The organism is Cyanobium usitatum str. Tous, from assembly GCF_003011885.1.
Lineage (GTDB): Bacteria > Cyanobacteriota > Cyanobacteriia > PCC-6307 > Cyanobiaceae > Cyanobium_A > Cyanobium_A usitatum.
Window position 1 is genome coordinate 28051 of sequence record NZ_PXXO01000013.1, and the last position, 20961, is coordinate 49011.

The 20961-nt window shown below is 64.1% G+C and carries 20 protein-coding genes and 1 pseudogene; 9 read left to right on the forward strand and 12 right to left on the reverse strand.

Annotated features, from left to right (window positions below; genetic code table 11):
- The first annotated feature begins 7 nt into the window (after positions 1–7).
- Complete coding sequence (locus tag C7K55_RS10895; protein WP_106632755.1) at positions 8–1348, forward strand: NHLP bacteriocin system secretion protein; 1341 nt, start codon at positions 8–10, stop codon at positions 1346–1348.
- A complete protein-coding gene (locus C7K55_RS10900; protein WP_106632756.1) occupies positions 1345–1551 on the forward strand; it encodes a hypothetical protein in 207 nt (68 codons plus the stop codon). The genes C7K55_RS10895 and C7K55_RS10900 overlap by 4 nt, the downstream gene beginning before the upstream one ends.
- Before the next feature lie 4 nt (positions 1552–1555).
- Here the strand turns inward: C7K55_RS10900 and C7K55_RS10905 are convergent, their stop codons facing one another.
- Genes C7K55_RS10905 through C7K55_RS10930 form a run of 6 tightly spaced genes read right to left on the reverse strand, consistent with a single transcriptional unit; the run spans position 1556 to position 8398 of the window.
- Entirely contained in the window at positions 1556–2614 is a 1059-nt protein-coding gene (locus C7K55_RS10905) for an FUSC family protein (protein WP_106632757.1), read from the reverse strand.
- Entirely contained in the window at positions 2611–3636 is a 1026-nt protein-coding gene (locus tag C7K55_RS10910) for an aromatic acid exporter family protein (RefSeq protein ID WP_106632758.1), read from the reverse strand. Before C7K55_RS10910 ends, C7K55_RS10905 begins: the two co-directional genes overlap by 4 nt.
- Before the next feature lie 14 nt (positions 3637–3650).
- Complete coding sequence (locus C7K55_RS10915) at positions 3651–5453, reverse strand: TolC family protein (protein WP_106632759.1); 1803 nt, start codon at positions 5451–5453, stop codon at positions 3651–3653.
- A gap of 17 nt (positions 5454–5470) precedes the next feature.
- Positions 5471–6343, reverse strand: a complete 873-nt coding sequence (locus tag C7K55_RS10920) for a hypothetical protein (RefSeq protein ID WP_127432018.1) — start codon at positions 6341–6343, stop codon at positions 5471–5473.
- Positions 6344–6386: 43 nt separating this feature from the next.
- Positions 6387–7445, reverse strand: coding sequence for an FUSC family protein (locus C7K55_RS10925; protein WP_106632761.1), 1059 nt, complete (start codon positions 7443–7445; stop codon positions 6387–6389).
- Positions 7442–8398, reverse strand: coding sequence for an FUSC family protein (locus C7K55_RS10930; RefSeq protein ID WP_193486290.1), 957 nt, complete (start codon positions 8396–8398; stop codon positions 7442–7444). Before C7K55_RS10930 ends, C7K55_RS10925 begins: the two co-directional genes overlap by 4 nt.
- A gap of 1154 nt (positions 8399–9552) precedes the next feature.
- Between C7K55_RS10930 and C7K55_RS10935 the strand changes: the two genes are divergently transcribed.
- The 4 genes from C7K55_RS10935 to C7K55_RS10950 all read left to right on the forward strand — a co-directional run bounded on the left by C7K55_RS10935 (position 9553) and on the right by C7K55_RS10950 (position 14076).
- Entirely contained in the window at positions 9553–9804 is a 252-nt protein-coding gene (locus C7K55_RS10935) for a hypothetical protein (protein ID WP_106632763.1), read from the forward strand.
- Complete coding sequence (locus tag C7K55_RS13305; protein WP_127432019.1) at positions 9801–10511, forward strand: hypothetical protein; 711 nt, start codon at positions 9801–9803, stop codon at positions 10509–10511. The genes C7K55_RS10935 and C7K55_RS13305 overlap by 4 nt, the downstream gene beginning before the upstream one ends.
- A 323-nt stretch (positions 10512–10834) precedes the next feature.
- Entirely contained in the window at positions 10835–12733 is a 1899-nt protein-coding gene (locus tag C7K55_RS10945) for a nitrilase-related carbon-nitrogen hydrolase (RefSeq protein ID WP_106632765.1), read from the forward strand.
- Complete coding sequence (locus C7K55_RS10950; RefSeq protein WP_241518328.1) at positions 12730–14076, forward strand: chloride channel protein; 1347 nt, start codon at positions 12730–12732, stop codon at positions 14074–14076. The genes C7K55_RS10945 and C7K55_RS10950 overlap by 4 nt, the downstream gene beginning before the upstream one ends.
- Here the strand turns inward: C7K55_RS10950 and C7K55_RS10955 are convergent.
- On the reverse strand, positions 14043–15659 hold the full coding sequence (locus tag C7K55_RS10955; RefSeq protein WP_106632766.1) for a gamma-glutamyltransferase family protein: 1617 nt from the start codon (positions 15657–15659) through the stop codon (positions 14043–14045). The genes C7K55_RS10950 and C7K55_RS10955 overlap by 34 nt on opposite strands.
- A 176-nt stretch (positions 15660–15835) precedes the next feature.
- On the opposite strand from C7K55_RS10955, the gene C7K55_RS13900 reads away from it, so the two are divergent.
- Together C7K55_RS13900 and C7K55_RS10960 are read left to right on the forward strand one after the other, a co-directional pair.
- On the forward strand, positions 15836–15991 hold the full coding sequence (locus C7K55_RS13900) for a hypothetical protein (RefSeq protein ID WP_206603506.1): 156 nt from the start codon (positions 15836–15838) through the stop codon (positions 15989–15991).
- 59 nt (positions 15992–16050) lie between these two features.
- Positions 16051–16533, forward strand: coding sequence for an MgtC/SapB family protein (locus C7K55_RS10960; protein ID WP_106632794.1), 483 nt, complete (start codon positions 16051–16053; stop codon positions 16531–16533).
- Here C7K55_RS10960 and C7K55_RS10965 read toward each other — a convergent pair.
- The 3 genes and pseudogenes from C7K55_RS10965 to C7K55_RS14070 all read right to left on the reverse strand — a co-directional run.
- The gene (locus C7K55_RS10965; protein ID WP_106632767.1) at positions 16515–17438 is read right to left on the reverse strand and encodes an LCP family protein; all 924 of its coding nucleotides are present in this window, start codon (positions 17436–17438) and stop codon (positions 16515–16517) included. The genes C7K55_RS10960 and C7K55_RS10965 overlap by 19 nt on opposite strands.
- 109 nt (positions 17439–17547) lie before the next feature.
- Complete coding sequence (locus C7K55_RS14065; protein WP_241518335.1) at positions 17548–17859, reverse strand: hypothetical protein; 312 nt, start codon at positions 17857–17859, stop codon at positions 17548–17550.
- 13 nt (positions 17860–17872) lie between these two features.
- A pseudogene (locus tag C7K55_RS14070) lies at positions 17873–18076 on the reverse strand (RNA recognition motif domain-containing protein); the annotation flags it as partial.
- A 249-nt stretch (positions 18077–18325) separates the two neighbouring features.
- Between C7K55_RS14070 and C7K55_RS10975 the strand changes: the two are divergent.
- Entirely contained in the window at positions 18326–18529 is a 204-nt protein-coding gene (locus C7K55_RS10975) for a hypothetical protein (RefSeq protein ID WP_106632795.1), read from the forward strand.
- A 32-nt stretch (positions 18530–18561) separates the two neighbouring features.
- Here C7K55_RS10975 and C7K55_RS10980 read toward each other — a convergent pair whose 3' ends face one another.
- Together C7K55_RS10980 and C7K55_RS10985 are read right to left on the reverse strand one after the other, a co-directional pair.
- Complete coding sequence (locus tag C7K55_RS10980; RefSeq protein WP_106632769.1) at positions 18562–18852, reverse strand: hypothetical protein; 291 nt, start codon at positions 18850–18852, stop codon at positions 18562–18564.
- Between the two features lie 28 nt (positions 18853–18880).
- A complete protein-coding gene (locus C7K55_RS10985) occupies positions 18881–20776 on the reverse strand; it encodes a DEAD/DEAH box helicase (RefSeq protein ID WP_106632770.1) in 1896 nt (631 codons plus the stop codon).
- Positions 20777–20961 lie beyond the last annotated feature (185 nt).

Here is a 20961-nt window from a genome sequence, read left to right on the forward strand (position 1 = left end):
GGGTGCCATGACTCAGGCCACCCCTACCGCCGCGGAGCCCAGCCATCGCGGCCCATTTCAGCGCTTGCAGTCCCGCTGGCAGGGGCTGAGCGATCACAACCAGGTGGGCGTGAGCCTGGCTGGGGTTGGCGGTGTGTTGGTGCTCTGGGCCCTGTTCTGGCCAGTGCCCACCGAGGTGGAAGGTATGGGCGTGTTGATCTACCCCGACAACGCCGGCATCCTCAACGCCCGGGCCGGCGGCCAGGTGCGGGAGGTGTTCGTCAAGGAGGGGCAGCCGGTGGCGAGCGGCCAGGTGCTTATGCAGCTGTATCTGCCGGTGCTGGAGCGCCAGCTCGACCAGCAGCGCGGCAACCTGCGTCAGTTGGAGCGGCACAACGCCCAGCTCGATGAGCGCGATGCCTTGCGTCTGCTCACCGAGAAGCGGGCCCTGGATACGTCTCTGGCCAAGTTTTCCGACGATCGCCGTCGCTACGGCGAACTGCAGTCGACCTACGCCAGCAAACTGCGCAATCTCGACTTCCTGGCCCAGCGCGAGGTGGTGGCGCCGCTGTCTTCTGAGGTGGTGTCGGCGGAGCAGGGGCTCACCAGCACCAGCGTGAATCTCGATGACGTGAAGATCAACGAGAAGAACGTGGTGACCAACTACCAGCAGGTGAAGCTCACGATCGAAACCCAGGCCCTGCAGCGCCGCTATCAGATCGACAATCTCAAGCGTCAGATCCAGGTCACCGAAGCCAAGATCGCCTACGACGGCAAGGTGCATGCCGACCGGAACGGCACGGTGCTCGATCTGCAGGTGATCGCCGGCCAGACCGTGGGCACCGGCCAGCGGCTGGGCACGATCGGCCGGCCTGAACAACCCAGCGCTAAAGACCGCCCGCTGCGGGTGGTGTCCTACTTTGCGCCCGCCGATGCCCGCCGCCTGCCGCTGGGGCTGCCCGTGGAGGTGGTGCCGCAGTGGAACCAGCGCGGCCGCTTCGGCGGCATCGTGGGCAAGGTGACGCAGGTGCTCACCCTGCCCGCCACCGAAGACGACATCTCCACCACCACCGGCAACGCGCAGCTGGCCCAGGCGCTCACGAAGAACGGTCCGGTGATGCGCAGTGAAATCGAGCTGGAGCGGGATACCTCCAGCGTGGACGGCTACCGCTGGACCCTCTCGGGGGGGAGTGGCGTGTTCCCGATCCGCGACGGACTCACGGTGTCGACCCATGCCTACGTGGAGTGGCGCTCGCCGATCAGCTATGTGATTCCGGGCCTCCGCTCCCTCACCGGCGGCTTCCGCACCCCTTGGATCGATCTGCGCTGGAACCAGCCCTCCCTGCGCCAGCCCAACACCGTTCCATGAGCTCCCCTGTGAAGTCGCCGTCCCTCCCCCGGATCCGCAATCCCCTGCTGCGCCAGGAGTTCCCCTGGCTGGTGAGCGAGGTGGTGCTGCTGTTGATCCTGTTCAACGCCAACCCGCCGGAGCTGTGGTTCTGGCTGGTGGTGCTGCTTGTGGTGCTGCTCTATCGCGTCGAGCGCTGGTGGTCGTCGCGGCCAAACGCCTGAGTGCTCAGCTCACAAGCTCTCGCCATTGGCGTTCGGTGCTCTCCATGGTGTGATCCATGCGGTTGAGCACCATTAACTGAGCGGCCACCCTTTGCAGTTGCTCGGGGCTTAGCCGCCTGTATGCAGCCTTGGATTCGGGCGACTGCAGGGCCTCCAAGGACAGCGTCGAACGCGGTTGGCTTGGCGGTGGCTGTAGTTGGGTTGAATCGCTCAGTTGCTGTTGCCAGCTGAGCAACCGCTCCACAACCCCCTGCACAAAAGCCAGGCCTGCGTCGTAGTCGACCTGAAGACCCCAGCCCAGCCAATCGGCATTCGGTAGGCGCCGCAGCTCGTCAAGATCCAGGATCAGGGCCTCGCTGGCCTGGTCCAGCAGTGCCCACATCCGTGCCACAGGATGCTCGCTCGCCAGTGTTCCCAGTTCCAGCAGGGCGCCCTGGCGTTGGTCGCGCAGGCCCTGCAGGCTGGTGCGCAGGCTACGGATCTGCTGCCCTAGCTGGCGGCGCCGTTGCGCCTGGGATTGGATCGCTTCGGGCGGGTGCTGCACCACCTGCAGCAGGGTGTGTCCCAGATCCACCAGCAGCTGCAGCAGTCCCTCCCGCTGCTGGATCCGGGCCCGAGAGGGCCAGAAAAGGCGCAGGCTCAGCAGGGCCATCAAGATGCCGAAGGCGGTCCAGAGCAAGCGCAGTGGGATCCAGCTGTCGAGCTGCTGCTCATGGGTGAGCCAGCCCATCACCACCACAAAGCAGCAGACCCCATAGCCCACGGTTAGCCGCAACGAGCCGGCGATCAGCCGGGCCAGCAGCAAGGCCAGCGGCAGCGCCACCACCAGCGGCAGCTGCCCCCAGGCCCGGTAGCCGAAGAACACCACGATGCCGCCAATGGCGGTGCCAACCAAGCGCTGACGGCCGAGTTCGAGGGTGTTGCCGTAGTTGCCCACGGTGACGCTCAGCACCGCTAGGGAGGCGTAAAGCGCAAAGGGCAGGCCAGTGAGATTGGCGAAGCCGTTCACCACCGTCACAGTGGCAGCGAGGCGCAGGGTGTCCCGCAGGGCTGGGCTGGTCATCCCTGCGAGGCCGAGAGCTGGGCCAGGCCCGCGCTGAGCAGTGCCCGGCTATGGAGCAGTTGTTCCAACACATGGGACTGCTGGCCGATGGCCAGCAGCAGGGGCTGGGGGGCGCCCAGACGCCCGGCTTCTTCCAGCCAATCTTGAGCTGGGCTTGAGAGGATTGGCGCTGGAGCGGCGGTGGGCTGGGTTTGCAAGGTCCGGGCGAGGCTGGCGAGCGCGCTGCGGAGCAGGGGCTTGGAGCTGCTTGCCGGCAGGGGGGTGTCCAGCTGCCGTAGCAGGGGCTCCAGCAGCAGCCACTGGCTTAACACCTGTCGCCAGATGCTGCCGGCCTGGGCCCAGCGCGACAGCTGGTGTTGGGTGTGGGCGGGCATGGGAAGGCCCTGGTTTTGGTCGCGGAGCTGTTGCAACAGCTGAATGCTGGGCAGCAGATCCTGGGAGCGCAGCGCAGCTGGGGGCTCACCGCCCCTATCCAGCCACTGCTGCATTGCCAGGATTTGGGCCTCGAGCTGGCTGGCGATCCGGGCTTCCAGGGCAGGGAGCTGTTGCAGGGGGCGGCGCGGCCAGAGGGCCCAGGTGGCGATCTGCGCCATCAAGATGCCCACCACCGCCGCGAAGGCCAGGTCAAAAATCGTCGCCCAGTTGAACTGGTTGCCGCGGTGCATCAGTTCCACGGCCCAGCAGCTCAAATACCCCGTACTCAGGCCTTTGAGCAGCCCCAGGCTGCGCACCAGCACACCGGTAATCAGGATTGCCAGGCCCAGCACCACCCAGCTGGTGGATATCTCGTGCAGCACGATGGCTGTGAGGATGCCGATCAAGGCGCCGGCCACCAGCTGGCCAATGCTGCGGGCGGGGGTGAGGTCGTTCTCATTCACGAACAACACAGCCATCACAAGAGCCAGCCCCAGCAGGTGGTTGCGCCCAGACCAAAACAGGATCCCGATCGTCAGGGTGCTGGCCAGCCAGATCCGCAGACTGTTGCGCCAAATAGGGCTCAGGGAGGGCAGGGCGGCAGCCATGGGGTGTCGCCCGTTCAAGGTTGGGTGGCGGGGCTGCTACTGAGTTGCAGCTGCAGCTGGGGCTGGATCGGCAGATTGGGATCCCGGGGCATCGGCAGCAGCTCCTTCAGCAACTTCGCGTAGGTGATGTTCACGTTCACCGTGGCGTTGAGCCGCTGCACCTGGCTGTTGATCAGGCGGTCCTGGGTGTTGGAGAGATTGAGCTCACTGTCGAGGCCTGTGAGAAAGCGCAGGCGTACGTCGCGGAAGGCTTCGAGGGCCGCGGATACGCCGCGGCGGGCTGAACTGAGCTTGGCGAGGCTGGCCTCGTGGTTGAAGAAGGCCTGCTCGATCCGCAGGCGGATGTCGTTGCGCGTGGCGGCGTACTGCTGGGCGGTGGCAGCCTCCCGTTTGGCCAGGGCCCGCGCCTGCCCTGCGGTGGTGCCGGCATCAAACAGCAGCCAGGTGAGGGTGAGTCCCGCCGACCAGTCCCAGCCGTTGGTGGTGCTCAGGGGCAGGGCGGTGGAGCCGCAGCAGCCCCCTCCGCCAAACTCGAAGTTGCCCAGGCTGGTTTGAGAGCTGCTGCCGCCGCCGCTGGCAAAGAGGGAGAGTTTCGGCAGCAGTCCGGCGGCTGTGGCCTGGCTCTGCTGAGCCAGGGCCGTGCGGGTGGCCAGGATCGCTTCCAGTTCGGGATTGCCCCGGTAGGCCGCTAGCAGGCTGGCTTCCAGATCGAGCGGCCAGCGGGGTTGCACCACGATCGGGTCGCTGGGGCTGGGGGTCACGCCGGCCGGCAGGTTGAGCAGCACCGCCAGTTGCCGGCGCGCCACCGCCCGATCCGCCAGGGCCTGGATCAGGGTTTCTTCATCGGAGGCCTGGATGGCCCGGCGCCGCAGCACATCGAGCCTGGGCACCAGGCCCGCCTGCTTGAGTTCGAGGGTGTCCTGCAGGATCACCAGATCGTTGCGCAGGTTGGCGTCGTAGACGCGCACCAGTTGCTCGTCCTGCTGGAGCTTGTAGTAAGCCTCACTCACCTGCAGCTGCAGGGAGCGCAGCTGGTTGGCATAGGTGTTGCGCTGCTGCTCCAGACTGGCGCGGGCCGCTTTCACCGTGGGCGTGCGGGCGAAGTCGAGCAGGGCGTAGTTGAGTTGCAGCCCCGCCTCAACGCCCCATTCCCCGGAGGTGTCCGCCGCGGATCCGCCGTTGGGCACGTAGAAGGGGCCGGCGGTGGGTTTTCCGGCGGAGTCGAGCAGCCCTGCAGGGTCAAACAACGGGCCAAAGCCCAGGTTGTCGTTCGGCTTGTTGGAGGTGGTGGTGCTGCGAGCGCCCTCGTAGCCGCCGTTGGCAAAGGCGCTGATGGTGGGCCAGTAGCTGCCCATGGCGGCCTGGAGGCTGGCCAGGGCGGCGGCCACCTGCTCGCGCTGGGCCTGCAGGGTGGCGCTGTTGGCGAAGGCGATCGCCAGAGCCTGCTCCAGGCTGAGGCTGGCGACGCCGCTGGCCTGAAGCTGCTGGGGGGTGGGCAGATCCAGGGGCGGACCGGCCACCGTGTCGGCGGGTTGGATCGGGCCGGTGGCGGGTTGGTTGGCCCGGATCAGGTTGGCGGGCAGCTCCGGTGTGCTGAGCACGTCGCCTACCGGGGGCTCGGGTTCGCCGGGCAGCAGCTGATCCAGGGCCCGCAGCTCCGAATCCAGCCGCTGCCAGCTGCGCTCGATCAGCTCGGTGCTTTGGGCTTGCCGCGGCTGGCCTGGAAGTGATGCAGGCCGTGGGGCGGACAGCGCAGCCGGGGCGAGCTGGGCCGGGATCAGCCCCAGCCACAACAGTGCCAGAACGCGTTTGCGCATTGCCACGGTGATGTAGATCAGCGCCTTGATCGCCGCATTCTGATTTGTCCAGCGGCTCTGCTGACCTGGGGATGTTCGGCTTCAGGGGCGGCAGCGGGTTTACTCGGCGTGTCCACCGCCTTCGGATTGCCCAGCACCCTGGGTTTTCCAAGCACCCCGGCAATCAGGATGGCCACATAGAGCTGGCCCACGATCGTGATCCACACGCTGGCGGTAAGGCTGGTGAGACTGCCGCTTTTCAGCACCGGGCTGTCGATGGTGGTGAGGCTGGCGAAGGCGGCACCCAGCATGGCGGGTGCGTGGCCGATGCCATCTGGTAAGGCATGCCCATGGGCCGGCAGGTTGAAAGCTGCTGGGTCGAGCACCAGCAGCGAATTGAGCACGATGCCGCCGGTGAAGCCCACCAGTAGATACCCGGCCGCGGCTCCCATCAGCAGGTCGCCGTTGAAAACCGGTTCTTCGGCCAGGGCCTTCACCAGGCTCCAGAGAACCACCAGCATCAAGCTGAGCCAAACCACTAGGTGGAGCACGCTTAACTGCAGGGCCAGCCTGGTGTTGAACTCCAGTGCGGCTTGCCAGAGCAGTTCTACAGCCAGTGCCACGATCCAGAAGCTCACCAGGCGCTGCCGGCGCAGCAGCACCAGCTGCACCCGGCGTCCGAGGGCGCTGGGCATCGCCTGCGTGGCCGAGGGATCCAGGCGGTTCTTGCGAAGCAGCGGAGAGTCCGTCAGCACGGCCACAGCGGAGATCACCAGGTACACCACGCTCACCAGCCGTGGTGCCTGCTGGAGACCGCGCAGGCCCACCAGGGCCAACACCTCCACCGCCAGCAGCCCGCGGTAGAGGGCATGCCGCTGTTGCAGCAGGCGGCTAACAAGGTCCATCGTCATGTGCGTGATGCGGCCATCTGGGTGATGCGGTGATTGGCGTGATTCAGGCCCTGCCCAGGATTACCGCCCAGTTTGCTTCGCCATCGCTGATGGCCTGCTCGGCCTGGCGGCAGAGCATCAGCCGGCTGGCGATCCGCTCGAGCCGCTCCAGGGAAGCCGAGTTGGCGGTGGGATCGTTGAGCTCCTGGCCCAACTGCTGCCAGCTGCGCGGCAGCTGCAGCCCGGTGTCGGGTGGTTTTGGCAACCCATGGCGCCCACGGATCTGCCGTTCCCATTGGCCCAGTTGGCCAGCCATGGCCTGTAGCAACTCCGCTTCGGCCCGGTGCAACTGCACCACCAGCTGGGGATCTTGTAGGGAGGGCGGCTCGCGCACCAGGCCCCCCACCAGGGTGATCAGGCGTGAGGCGGTGGCCTCGAAGTTGGCCATCAGCAGCGTCGCCGGATGGCGCTCGGGCAGCGAACCCAGCTCCTGCAGCAGTGCTGGCCGTTGCCGCCGAATGGCAACGAGCTGGTTGCGCAGGGCCCGGTAGCGGCCGATCCGGTGGGGATCGGCCGCTACCGGGCCCGACCTGGTGGGATCCACCCGCGCCGCTAGGTCGCGGAAGCAGGACTGCAACTGAACAAGCAGCGTGGCGACCTGGCCCAGGCTGCTGTCGAGTCCGCGGGCGGGCCAGAACAGCCGCAGGGCCAGCAGCGTGATCAGCACGCCGAAACAGGTCCAGAAAAAGCGAAGCGGAATCCAGGCGGCCAGGCCGCCCTCGTGCACTAGCCAGCCCATCACGATGACGATGCCGCCCACCTTGTAACCCACCTGCAGCTTCAGCAGGCCGCCCAGCAGGCGCAGGGCGCCGAGGGTGAGCGCGAGCGCCAGCGGCATCGGCAGACCCCGCAACCCCTCGTAGCCGATCAGCAACAGCACCGACCCGAGGGCGGTGCCCAGCAGGCGCTGGCTGCCCAGGGCCAGCGCGCCGCCGTAGGTGCCGGTGGACACCGCCAACACCGCCAGGGACACGTATTGGCTGTCCCCCACCCCCGACAAGCTGGCGAAAGCGTTGCCGAGCCCTGCGGTGAAGGCGGTGCGCAGGCCGTTGCGGTTGATCACAGCGGAGCCATCCGGTTCAGCCCGCCCAGGCAGGCATGCAGCGGGCGCCCCTCCTCCGCGAGGGCCAGCAGCGGCAGCAGTGGGAGCTGGTGCTGCTGGGCCAGCTGCTGCCAACGCTGGGGCTCACGCCCTGGGGTCGGCCCGGGCTCTCCGCTGAGCTGCCGTTGCAGCTCCTCCACCGCTTGCCGCAGCAGATCGGCCTGCAGGGTCTGCTTCTCGGGCAGGCCTGCCATCAGCCTCTCCCAGGCGATCCAGTGAAAGTGGGCGAGCTGCCACAGCCTCAGCCGCTGCTCCCAGCCGCTGCGCTTCAGGGCCTGATGGCGAGGGCCTTTGCGTTCCTGAGCTACCAGTTGTTCGATCCGTTGCAGGTCGTTGGTGAGCGGGGCGGTATTCAGTGGATTGGGCTTGGATCGCTGTTGGGCCAGCCAGTCGCTGTAGGACTGCAGCTGATTTTGCAGAGAGCGACGCAGGCGGCCATCGGCGGCATTGAGTTCGCTGGTGCTGTTTTGGGGCCAGAACAGCAGGCCCACCAGGATCGCCACGATGCAACCCACCACCGTGTCGAGGGCGCGGTTGAACACGTAGTCCCAGCCCAGCGCCGTATGGCCGGGAAGCATCAGAAACATCACAGCGACCAGTGAGGCCGTGTTGAGGGCGCTCTGCCAGCCCAACAGCTGTAATACAGGAATCATCACCAGCATCGACACCAGGACGCCGATCCAACCGCCAAGGATTGTGTGCACCAAGAAGGTGATCAAGCCCCCCGCCACGGTGCCCAGGATGCGGCCGCTGGCGGCCTGCAGCGTGTGGTCGTCGTTATCGTCGACAACCATCACCACTGCTAACAGTGGGTACCAGGCAAATTGGATTCGTTCGGTCCAGACAGCAATGGCGGCTGTAATGAGCACAGCTGCAAAGAGCTTCAGGCTGTTGCGCAGCAGCTGGTTTTGCACTGTCTGCGGCAACGCTGAGCTGCGTAGAGCTTATGGGCACCAGCCCCCTTGCGCTTGGCTGGCTTGAGAGGCCGGCCAACGACACCTTGATCAACGACCCGTAGATGGTCTCGATAACTGCATGCCGCTAAACCCCTTCATGGTGGGGACAGGAGTCTCAGCACCAGCTATCAGGATTTTGCTGAGCTTTCCAGATCCTCTCTCAGGGCGATCTGCCTTGAATGCCCCGACCTAGAGCTGGCTTCTGCACACAAAACAATAAGTAACGTCAAACAACCACTTTCTTGGCATTTATCGGCCTTGGCAGTTATCGGTATCCGTCGCTAGTTTCAAGTTGGTTCTTAGCGCCATGCACCGTTAGAAATGTCCATAATTGCGGATGTAATCGTTGGCGTGCTGCTCCTGCGGTAGTTGCGATGAGAACTGCCATTCCGCCAAGCGCTGTCGGCGAGAACGACGCTGGCCTTCTTTGGGGTAGGCCACGGCAGACTGCTGAAGCTCATCTTCCCAATCCGCTGCCTTGCGCTTATCGCTGTGTAGCTAGGATTTGGCTCTCACCTTTTTCTACAAAGGGATACAAGGCAACTTTCCTCTGTTGATCAAGTGCCATTTGATTGCCAACTTGGCCAGTCAGGGAGCTGGGGGGTGATCCACTCGGAGTAGTGCTGGATTAAGCGGCTATGGCAAGGGCGGAGATCAGCACATCCTGCGGTCTCCTGCTGAAGGGTCTTTGCATTGCTATCTCGCCGTGGCTGCCCAGTCATTGAGCTCAGGGCATTGGCCTGAACCTCTATGGGTTTACGAAGAGCGCTTGAGATGGTTGATTTTTATTATTTTGCGCTTAGTGTATTAGGCATAGTATTAAAATTAGTGAGCAAGTGCCTGGTGCTTCAAGCTATTTAGAAATGTACCGTTCGCTTTTGCTGTGTCTGTGATTGCGGATCGTCCTTTGCTCTCCCTTTAGGGGTGGGCGATGGTTTAGGCGGGAGAAATGGGTGTCGCCGTTCTGCCCTCATTGCTTGCTGTTGTCTTGCTGCTCTTCTGTTCGTGCGGGTCTTGATCGGAGTTCTTGCATGAGCAGTGCTTGCATGAGCAGTATTTGGGGTGCCTGGTACTAGGGGACGTGCGATTGACGCCTGAGGTATCTTGCTTTTATGGCAAAACAAGTCCGCCTGCCCTTCGCCAAGGCAATCGTCAAGTCAAATCTGAGGTGTGCGGAGGCTGGGGAGAAACCGATCACGATTAACTCGCTGGCGGATCAAGCGGGTCTGGCGGTAAGCGCCATCACCCGTCTTGCGAGGAATGACTGCAATGCGGCGTCAGCACCGTTCCTTGACCTAGTTGGGATGATCGTGACAGTGCTGGAAAGTGGGATTGAGGATCTGTTGGAGGTTGTTGAGGGATGACAACTTCCCAAGAACCACACCACCGGAACGCTACTAATTCCCATTCCATTGACCGCTCCACTTCGGCATATAGATGGGAAATTGGATTTTTCCTATGCGCCTCTACGCTGCTGGTGATACAGGTGCTTCTCTTCTATCATGATATAAATTCGCTAGCAAATGGAAGGGTCGCGGTTGCTGTTTATGCTGCCGTTGAGTCGTTTGTTGTTAGGCGCCTAGCCTACCTAACCATGCCCGCCATATATATCCCGCTCTTCTGCCTTCTCTTCTGTGCTCGTCCCCCAGCATGGATGCGCCTGTATTTAGATATTGTCGGTGGTTATATAATCTTCAGGATGATTACACAGTTAATCGGCCTGAATATACTGCTTTTTGACTTCACGACTTCTCGGTTCCTTCTGATAACGCAACTGATATTTTTTCTTCCCTATACTCTTCTCCTGTGGGGGTGGATTTATTGGCGATTGGATTCTTTTGCAAGATTGAGAGGGCGCCCGCAGTTCCGCCTTGATTGCGACAGGGAAATCCCAAGGCCGGTGGATTATTTTGGCGCTTCATTTTCGTCTGTCTTTTCTGCTTCAATAAGCGCAATCAAGGGAAATTCAGCGCGGGCAAGAATGCTGATAATTATTCACGGAATCGTGATATACGATGTGATGGTTCTAACTCTTTCTAGGGCGCTGGCACTTGTTCAGAGTCGCCCCTAATCTCTCTAATTGCCGCCAGCACCAGCCAGCCAGAAGACTGACGCGTCCGGTGTCTATCGCCAGAGCCAGATTCATCAGGCGCACTCCGAGTTCCAGTAGCGCCTTGTTCTGCCACAGAAGAGCCGGTGGCTGACCCCCCTGCTGCACCCAGCCGGAGGACGCTGTCGACGTTCATGTCGGTCGGGACCTGTGGGTGGTTGTGCCAATAGATCCTCGCCATAGCGTTCGATCTTGCTAATTGCGAAGAAACGCTTGATCTCCCCTCCCCCCTCGACTGGCCCCAGGTGATTGCATCCTTAGGTGGGTAAAGCGCCTCTTACTGAATGTCGACCCGATCTCACCAGCGCCTTGCTGCCAGTTCCCTCGGCCTGGCGCTATCCGGCCTGCTGAGCAGTGGGGTGATACTGCCGGCATCGGCCCAGGTGGACAGAGCCCAACTGGGCGGCCGGCCGGTGAAGGTGGCAGCCGTGGATTTCATCCCCGCCTGGGGCGACCTTGACGGCAACATTCGCCGCCTCGTGCAGGCGGCCGAACGAGTTGCGGCCGAGGGGGTTCAATACGCCGTGTTTCCGGAAACGGCGATCAGCGGCTACGACTTCACAGGTCCCGCCCAGTTGGCTCCCTTCGTGGACACCATTCCGGGTCGGGCCACCGATGCCCTGCTGCCTGTGCTCAAACGCACCGGTATGCACATGAGCGTCGGCATTGCTGAGAAAGATGCCAACACGGGGATCTTTTACAACACAGCGGTGTTGCTGGGGCCTGAAGGGATCATCGGCAAATATCGCAAAAACGGCCTCAATGGCCAGGATGTGCAACTGTTCGGCCCGGGCGACACCGATGTCGGTGTGTTTGACACCCCGATCGGCCGCATTGCCCTGATCATTTGTTACGACGACACCTACTGGCAGTACGACCGGTTGGCCGCCCTGCGCGGTGCCCAGATCATCGGCTGGCATTCGGTGTCGGATCGGGTGATGCCCGGCACGCCAGCGGCTCAGGCGAAGGGCAATCACTCCACCGTGGCCAGCGTGCAGCACATCAGCGCCCTCAACGGTTTGTGGGTGATCGGCGCCACCCGCAGCGGCATAGAGCGCAATCCGATCAACGGCAGCAAGCTCTATTACAACGGCGGCTCCAGCATCTGGTCGCCCCAGGGCCGCAAGCTGGTGCAGGCGCCGGTGGTGCCACCCGAGGTGCTGCCGCCGGGATTGAACGGCATCTTCGCCACCACGATCATTCCGGCGGAAGCCGATGCGGTGCGCGAGCAACGCTTGGCGGCCCGCCGGCCTTCGCTCTACAACCCGCTGTTGGCCCTGCGTCGGGCCCCGGTCGACACCACCGCCACCGCGACACCGAGACAGGTGCAGTTGGCCGCCGCCCAGTGGACGGGTGACGCCTCGCGCCTCAGCAGCAGCCAACCCCAGCCCCAGGAGCTGCTGGTGCTCCCCGAACTATCCGGTTTGCCCAGCGGCCTAAATGCTGCTGATATCAGCCGCCGAGCGGAGCGGCGCGGCGGCGCCTTTGAGCAGCTGTTGGCCCGGCGCGCCCAGGCCGGTGGCGGCTACCTGGTGGGGAGTTATCCCGAGCGCGATGGCTCCCAGGTGTTTCACACCGTGGCCTTGGCCGGCCCGGCCGGCACCGTGCTCGGCCGCTACCGCGCCACCCACCTCAGCGCCGCTGAGCAGACCTGGGCGATCCCTGGCGATGCGCCACTGGTGGTGGCCACGCCGCTGGGGCGCATCGGCCTGGCCACAGCCGCCGACCTCGCCGTAACCGAGGTCACGGGGCTCTACCAGAGCCTGCGTACCGATGTGCTGGCGGTGCCTTCCGGGGATCCTGCGGCGTTGAAGGTAGAGATCGATCCCAGGCTCTATGCGGTGAGCGATCCCCCCACCGGCCGCGCCGATCTCCATCCCTACCTGGCCGCCAAGCTCGGTCAGTTTTGGCTGGTGAGTGGTGGCCGGCGGGTTGGAACATCTACGGCCGCAGGAATTTATGGCCCGGAACCCGTGGTGCAAAACCCCACGCTCACCGCCGCCCCTGGTGCGGATGCGGTGCGCCACCGCACGGTGGTGCCGGCGCCAGGCACCTGGATCAACCAGCAGCAGCTGATTGATGGCCAGCGCAACGACCTGTTCAAACCCCTGGTGCTCGATCCAGGCAACGTCTGCTTCCAGCGCTGGAAGCGAGCGGGCCATGGCCCGGTGGGCTGCCCGTGACCTCTGTTCGTGCTCCGGCAGCGGGTGCCCTGGCGTCCCTGGCTGGCTGGTTGCTGCTGGGGCTGCTGTTTGGGCTGCTGATGGGGCCTTATCAGGCCATCTCCGAACTCGGCTTCCGCTTGCAGCGGGAGCTCTGGCTGGCGGCTCAGCCCCAGCCCGTGCTCGGTTGCGTGGTGGTGTTTGCGGCCACGAGCCTGCTGGTGCTGCTGGCCTGGGGTCCTCTGGCCACGGGCCGTGGTGGCGGCACGACGGCCCTGCTGGCCCTCGATCGCGCACCCCAGGCTGTGCGCAGCGCCCGGGAGGCGCTCTGGCTGCAGCAGCTCAGCCTCGCCACCCAGCTGCGGCGGCTGCCCCTGATGCTGCTCACCCACCTGGGTGGCCTGGCGGTGGGGGTGGAGTCGCCCTCGGTGGCGCTGGGAGCGAGCGTGCTGCTGGCCATCCGCCGGCGCTGGCCCGGTTTTCAGCTGCTGGCGGCCCTCTCCCCCCAACTGGTGGCCGTTATCGGCGGCGCGGCCGGGCTGGGGGCGGCCTTTCGCTCGCCCCTGCTGGCGGTGGCCTACGGACTTGAAGAGCTGGGGCAGCGCAGCGGCCTGCCGCTGGTGCTGCCGGCCCTGCTGCTGGCGGGCACTGGCACGCTGGTGGCCACCACCATGGGCCAGCCTGCCCGTCTGCCGGGCCTTGAACTCGGAGCACTGGCACCGGAGCTGTGGGGCTGGGTGGTGCTTCTCACCCTGGCGGGGGCTGCTGGCGGAAGCCTGTTTGTGCGCCTGCTGCTGCCGGCGGCGACCTGGGTAAAACGCCTGCTGGCTAAGCGGCTGCTGGTGGGAGCTCTGCTGCTGGCCGCCAGCCTCACGCTGCTGGCGTTCGTGAGTGGCGGCCTCAGCCTCAACGACGGCTCCCTGTCCCTGGCGGCGGCCCTGAGCGGTGAGTCCGTGGGCTCGCCGCTGCTCTGGCTCTGGCGCCTGCTGGCCAGCGTGCTCAGCATCGCCCTGGGGGCCCCCGGTGGCCTGATGCACGACAGCATGAGCCTGGGTGCCCTGCTGATTAGTCCGCTGCAGGGCCTGCCAGGGCTCACCAGCAACGACCTGGCCCAGCTGGCGGCGGTGGCGGCCACGGCCCTGTTCGCCGCCGCCCATGGCGCGCCGTTGTTTTGCGCCGCCTTTGTGTTCACGCTTCAGGGGGATCCGGCCCTGTTGCCGCTGCTGCTGTTGGTGGCCGCGATTGCGGCGGCTCTGGGCGAGCGCTGGCGCGGCGAGGACTGGAATGAGCACCAGGCGAAAGCCCTGCTGGCTGCCAAGGCCAGCGCTCCTCAGAACCCGAGCGCCACCCCATCGAGCCGGTGATCCACGCCGGCCTCCAGGCTGGTGCATTGGCCACTGGCATCGCGATGGATGCGCAGCATCTGGGCCGCCCCCTTGAAGCTCGCAAAGCCGTAGGAGTCTCCGAGTTGATGGCCGCGGGTCACCAGTTCGTTGCCCACCTCGAGGCTGAACTGCGGATCGATGTGCACCGCCCCGCTCTGCATGATCAGCTTGAAGCGCGGCGCGTCCACGGCCTGCTGGGGATTCATGCCCCGATCGAGGGCGTTCACCAGGATCTGGGTGAGCCCCTGGGGGTGGGCATTGCCGCCGATCACGCCCATCAAAAATTCCGGCAGCCCATCGCGCAGCACCATCGCCGGCAGAATCGAGTGGCGCGGCCGATAGCCGGCGGTCAGGGCATTGGGATGGCCAGGCTGGCTGGAGAATTGGGCGGCTCGATTGTTGAGCACCACCCCTGTGTCGCCTGCCACCAGCCCCGAACCGAACGGACCGCAGATGCTGGTCATCAACGACACGGCGTTGCCCTCTGGATCAACGGCGCACACATAGCTGGTGTCGCCAGCATTGGCGCCCTGGGGCCGGGTGGCGAGTCGGGCTCGGTTGGTGATGCGGCTGCGGGCGGCAGCCAGACCGGCTGAGCTGAGGGCTTGCCGCACCTGCTCCCGCATCTCGGGGGTGGGCTCACCCACCAGGTCGATCGCCAGCTCGAAGCCCAGGCGGATCGCCTCAATCTGGTGGTGCAATCGCTCCGCCTCATCCATCGAGGCGAGCGGCAGGCCGTCGAGGATGCCGAGAGCATGGAGAGCGACGATTCCCTGGCAATTGGGCGGCATCCCCAAAACCTCTCGGCCGCGGTAGCCCACGCTGAGGGGCTCCACCCATTCGGCGCGATGCTGCTCGGCGGCCAGATCGGCAAGGGTGGTGGGCACGCCGCCTGCGCTGATTGTGGTGGCGATCGCCTCCGCTACGGAGCCTTCATAGAAGCCTTGGCGACCCTCCCGGGCCACTCGCTCAAGCGTGGCCGCCAGTTGCGGCAGCCGCATCAGCTGGCCAGGCTGCGGGGCGCTGCCCTCAGGCAGCATCAGTTCCCCCAGCTGGATGGGTCCGCTGGGCCCCAGCAATGCGGCGCCAAGCTCCCAGAAGCCGGCGATCGATTCACCCACCGGATAGCCCTCGCGGGCGTAGGCGATCACCGGCTCCCACCGCTGCTGCAGCGACTGCGTGCCAAAGCGCTCCAGCAGCGCGCACCAGCCATCCACAGCGCCGGGGATCGTGACGGTGGCGGCGCCGTGTTCCGGCATCACCGGCATGGAGCCAATGCGATCGAGGCTGGCGCCGCTCGGGGCCCGACCGCTGCCATTCAGCCCAAAGACCTTCTGCTCCTTGGCCGACCACACCAGCACCATGGTGTCGCCACCCAGCCCACTCATCATCGGCTCGGCCAGCGCCAGCATGCCGGCCATGGCCACGGCGGCATCAACGGCGTTGCCGCCCTGCTCCAGCACTCGCAAGCCCACCCGGGTCACCAGCGGCGAGCTGGAGCTGGCCATGGCGCGCCCGGCAAACACGGGCGAGCGGCGATGCAGAAAGGCAGGGCTTGTCATGGTTGTGCAGTTGATGGCGCAAGCATGACTGCATCAAGGCCCTTCCTTCCTGTTGATCGAGCGGGAGGCATGATCTGTTCTTTTAATGCGCCTAGCTCATCGTTATCAGCGGATTGTGTGCACCAGGAAGCTGATCAGGCCTCCCAGCAACGTGCCGGTGATGCGGTCGGTGGGGTGTGATCATCTTTGTTATCCACAACTATCACTACCGCCATCAGCGGATACCAGAGAAACTGAATGCGCTCGGTCTAGGAGGCGATCGCCGCGGTGATGAATACGAATTTCAGGCTGTTGCGCAGCAGCTGGTTCTGCACTGTCTGCGGCAACGCTGAGCTGGCTAGAGCTTATGGGGATCAGCCACCTTGGGCTGGTCTGTCATGAGGGGGCTGTCATGAGCTGGCTGCCTGCGCTCACTCCCGATCTGGAGGTCCTGCTGCGTCTGGGTCTGGCGGTGCTTTGCGGCCTGGCAGTGGGCATCAACCGCGCCCACCACGGCAATACCAGCCATCCCAACCGCCTGCGGGTGCATGTGTTGGTGGGTCTCAGTGCCTGCCTGATGGTCCTGGCGGCAGGTGACGACCCCCAGGCCCGCAGCCGGGTGATTCAGGGGGTAGCCACCGGAATTGGCTTCCTGGGGGCGGGCGAGATCCTGGTGCCCCCTGCTGCTGATAAGAGGGGCCTGCCCGAGGTGCGCGGACTCACCAGTGCGGCTTCGATCTGGTTTACGGCTGCCCTCGGGGTGACCGTGGCCGCCTCCACCCCCTTGCTTGCAGGGGTGGCCCTGGTTCTGGCCCTGATCACCCTGTCTCAGCGGAGCAACGGCGAGTCGCGGCCAGACATTGACCCTGCAGCAGATCAGAAGAGGAAGCGATAGCGGCCATCGCCGCTGCTTTCAGCTTCCTTGGAGCCATCCAGCACCGGCTGGGGCCACTCCGCTTCCCAATAGCTGATGTCATCGCGATAGAAGGGCCGTCCGCCCAGTCGCTTGGTTTCAAGCTGGGTCGTGCCCATGGCGGTGATAAGGCCGCCCAGCTCCATGGGGCCCAGATCGGTTTTCAGATCCTTACCTGCTGCAGCAAGCAGGATCGGCAGGCGCACCAGATGCTCTGGCCTGGTGAGCTTGCGAAAGAGGGCCTGTAGTGCTGTCTGCTGGCGCTCCAGTCGGCCGATGTCGCCCATCTCATCGTGGCGAAAGCGCAGAAAGCCTTCTAGGTCTTGGCCTTTGAGATTTTGCAGGCCGGGTTGCAAGTCGATGTACAGGCCCTGACTGTTGTCGGTGTAGGCCATGCGTTTCGGCACGTCCACCTCGATGCCGCCGAGGGCGTCGGCCATGCGCCGGATCGCAGACAAGTTCACCACTAGGTGGTGGGTGATCGGTCGACCCAACTTGCGGGCCAATTCCCGTTTGAGCAGATCGGTGCCCCCGAGGCTGTAGAGGGAGTTGATTTTGTGGGGACCGTAGCCCTCTGCCTCGATGTAGGTGTCACGAGGTACCTGGGTGATCCGGGTGATGCCCCCATCCACGCGCAGGCTGGCGATCACATCGGTGTTGCCACCACCCACATCGGTGCCGAGCAGCAGGATGTCTTGGTTGGTGATGCCGCTCCAGGCCGCGAACGGATTGGTGATGGCGTTATTTGCTCCTGAGGCGGTGTCGCTGAGCAGTTCGGAGAGGGGCCCCGCCAGCAACAGGCCTCCGCCAAGGCCGACCCCGATCGCGAGGAGCACGGCACCGCGTTTGCTCCGCTTGCGGGGCCGCTTGGCCGCAGGTGTTCTCATCCCCTCAAAGCTATTGCACCAAGCGAACCTTTAACAAATGGGGGCTTGCCGCTGCCCATAGTGGCCAGGCTCGAACGAGTTGATGAAGCTGTTGACGCAGGCCTGGCTTTCACCGCTGGACGCTCTGCACAAAATAACCCTGCAGTGGAGCTTCCACGGCAGGGTTGGTGTCGCTCAGTGCGGAGCTAGAGAGCTTGCAGTACGTGCTGATGGGGCTGGCTTTACCAGCGGTTGCCGCCACCACCGCCATCGCCGCCATATCCACCGCCACCACCGCCATAACCGCCATCACCACTGCCACCGCCATATCCACCACCACCACGATTGCCGCCACCACGATTGCCACCGCCACCGCCGTAGCCCCCACGGCCGCCACCACCACCACCGCCACCACCTTCTCGGGGAGTGGCTTTGTTGACACGGATCATGCGCCCCATCCATTCGACGTCCTGAAGGTCGTCAATGGCCTTTTGTTCGGCCGCATCGTCGGCTAATTCGACAAAAGCGAAACCGCGCTTGCGACCGGTTTCTCGGTCGAGGGGCAGGCTGCACTGGCGCACCTCTCCGTATTGGCCGAAGAGATCAAGCAAGTCCTCGCGTTCAGCTTGGAACGAAAGATTGCCAACGTAGATAGTCATTAATGGAGCAAATCCTGGAACTGATTCGGTCGAAGCTGCGGTTCTTAGTGGTCCTAGTGGGAACTAGGTGTGCCAAAAGAGAGGCCGTACCCTTTGAATCACGGCAAATGATACCGGGTGGCCTGGCCCCCAGCTAGCACTCGCTGGGCTTCATGGAGAACCGTAAAGCGGTTCTGAAGAGACTCTGAGGTTCAACCGGTGATCCCGGATGCCGTCCCAATGTCAGCAAACTCTGATCAACGCAAACCCATGATCACAGCACCTGTGCCTTGGAGCCTCGCCTGGCGTGAGGATGGCGAACTTGCCACCCAGGATCGTTTTGACCTGCTGCAGAGCCTGGTTGCTTGCGAAAGTGCAGAGGTTCAATCGACGTTGATCGCCGCCGTGGAGCGGTTGTCGATTGCTGATTTGACCAGCCTGAGTGTGGGAGGCGTGACCAGTCTTTGCGCCTGAAGGGCTTTGGCCTGGCGGATCATCGCCCGGAGCTAGGTGCTGGGCTTGCTCACGGAGCGCTGGTCCAGGGTCCGCCCGCAGGCTTCATGGGCTTCCTCCACGTCGCTGCCCTTTGCAACTCGCTCACCAACGCAGGCGCAGGTGCGGTCGAGTTGGGCAGCGGGTGCAACTTTGCCCTCCCTTTGCAGGTCCGCCTGGTAAGCCGACAGGCAGAAGGCTTTCACTACCTCGGCAACGCTGATAGAGCGGCTGGCGGGAACCAGGGACACCAGCCCCAGGCAAAGCAGTCCGATTAGGACCGGGCGCGGGGGGCTGGGGTTCATGGAGCAAAAGGGCTGAAGCCCGAGGAGTTCACCCCTGGAACCTGGAAAGCTGCAGGGGTTTGTTCATCACCCGAAGTTGGCGCAGACCCTGGAAAACATCCTCGGGCATGCCCTTGGGTAGGTCCACGGTGCTGTGGGTGTCGAAAATCTGGATACGGCCGATGGATCGCCCGTTCAGACCGGCCTCATTGGCAATGGCTCCCACGATGTTGCCGGGCTTGATGCGGTCGCGCCAGCCCAGTTCCACCCGGAAGCGCTCCATGTTGTCCTCTGGCGGACCCACGGGGCGTTCGCCCCTGGGAGCTCCCCTGCCTACATCACGGCCAACCTCCCGACCCATTTCCCGGCCCCTTCCCCGGTCCCGGCCGAAGTCGCGACCGCCATCCCTACCTCCATCGCGCCCTCCATCGCGGCCAGGACCGTTCTGACGCACTTGTTGGAAGTTCTCTTCGCCCTGCAAAAGCAGGGGTTTGCCCACCAGGCTCAGCTCTAGGGCCGCCAGGGCTAGCTGCTCAGGACTGGAGCCCTGCTCCTGAGCAACCCGTTGCAGGATTTCACTGAGTAAGGCCCGTTCCTGCTCGCTGCTGGCTGGGGTTTGCAAGCAGTTGGTGAGCTTGGTGCGCATCCGGTCGAGCCGGTTTTGATTGATGGTGGCGTTGCTTGGCACCTCCATCTCTTCGATCGGCTTGCCCACGGCCCGCTCCATGCCGCCCAGGAAACGGCGCTCCCTCGGGGTCAGGAACAGGATGGCGTCGCCGCTGCGGCCAGCTCGACCGGTCCGGCCAATGCGGTGGACATAGGCCTCCGAATCGAAGGGGATGTCGTAGTTGATCACCAGGCTGATCCGCTCTACATCGAGCCCGCGGGCAGCCACATCGGTTGCTACCAGTACGTCCACCTGGCCGCTCTTAAGCCGCTCGATGGTGCGCTCTCGCTGGGCTTGGGGCACGTCGCCGTTGAGCACGGCAACGTCATAACCGTGCTGTTCAAGCGATTCGGCCACGGTGAGCGTGATCGCCTTGGTACGGGCAAAAATGATCACACCCTCACTGGTCTCTGCCTCCAGTACCCGCTCCAGGGCTGCTTGCTTGTGGGGCGCATGCACCATCAAGAAACGCTGACGAATGCGGCTGGCATCGGCGGCCTTTTGCTTGATCGTGATTTCAGCGGGCGCGTTGAGATATTTCTGCGATATGCGCCGGATTTCGGGCGGCATGGTGGCAGAGAACAGCACTACCTGACGCTGCTCAGGTAGTTGTTCGAGCACCCATTCGACATCATCGATGAAGCCCATGCGCAGCATTTCATCGGCTTCGTCCAGCACCAGGGCGCGAAGACTGGAGAGATCGAGGGTGCCTTGACGCATGTGGTCCATCACCCGGCCGGGGGTGCCCACCACGATTTGAACGCCGCGTTTGAGCTGATGGATCTGGTCCCGGAAATCAGCGCCGCCGTAGATCGCCAGGGTGCGCACACCGGGTAGGTGGCTGGCATAGCTGTTGAAGGCCTCGGCTACCTGCAGCGCTAATTCCCGGGTAGGGGCGAGCACCAGCACCTGGGGCTTGCGCTGCTCGGGATCGAGGGCCGCCAGCATGGGCAGGGCGAAGGCAGCGGTTTTGCCGGTGCCTGTCTGGGCCTGTCCCACCAGGTCGCGGCCGAGCATCAGCTCGGGTATGGCGGCCTTCTGAATTGGTGAGGGCTCCAGATAGCCTATGGCTTCAAGGGCCTTCAGCAGTTCTGGGGCAAAGCCGAAGCGGGCAAAGCCCGAGGCAGTGGTTGCTTCTGTCTTGACTTCAGCTGAGTTGATCTGAGCCGAGTTGACTTCAGCTGTGTTGTTTTCGGGTGTGTTGATTTCAGTTGTTTTGGCGGTCGCGTCAATGTCGACGGAGCAAGCAAAGCTGCCGCCGTTGGCGTGTTCGGTCACGGGATGCAAATGGCCTGGTTAATCAGGGCTTGGTGAAGTCCTTGAACGCAGGCCGGCAGAAACCCAATTGAGCCTAGAAATACTGAACGGATGGGCCGTTGCGGGGCAACTGAAGCTGCACTGCTTTACCCGAAGTTCAGTTGTTCAGACCCGCAATTAACAAAACTGCCCTGCCCTTGAAAAAG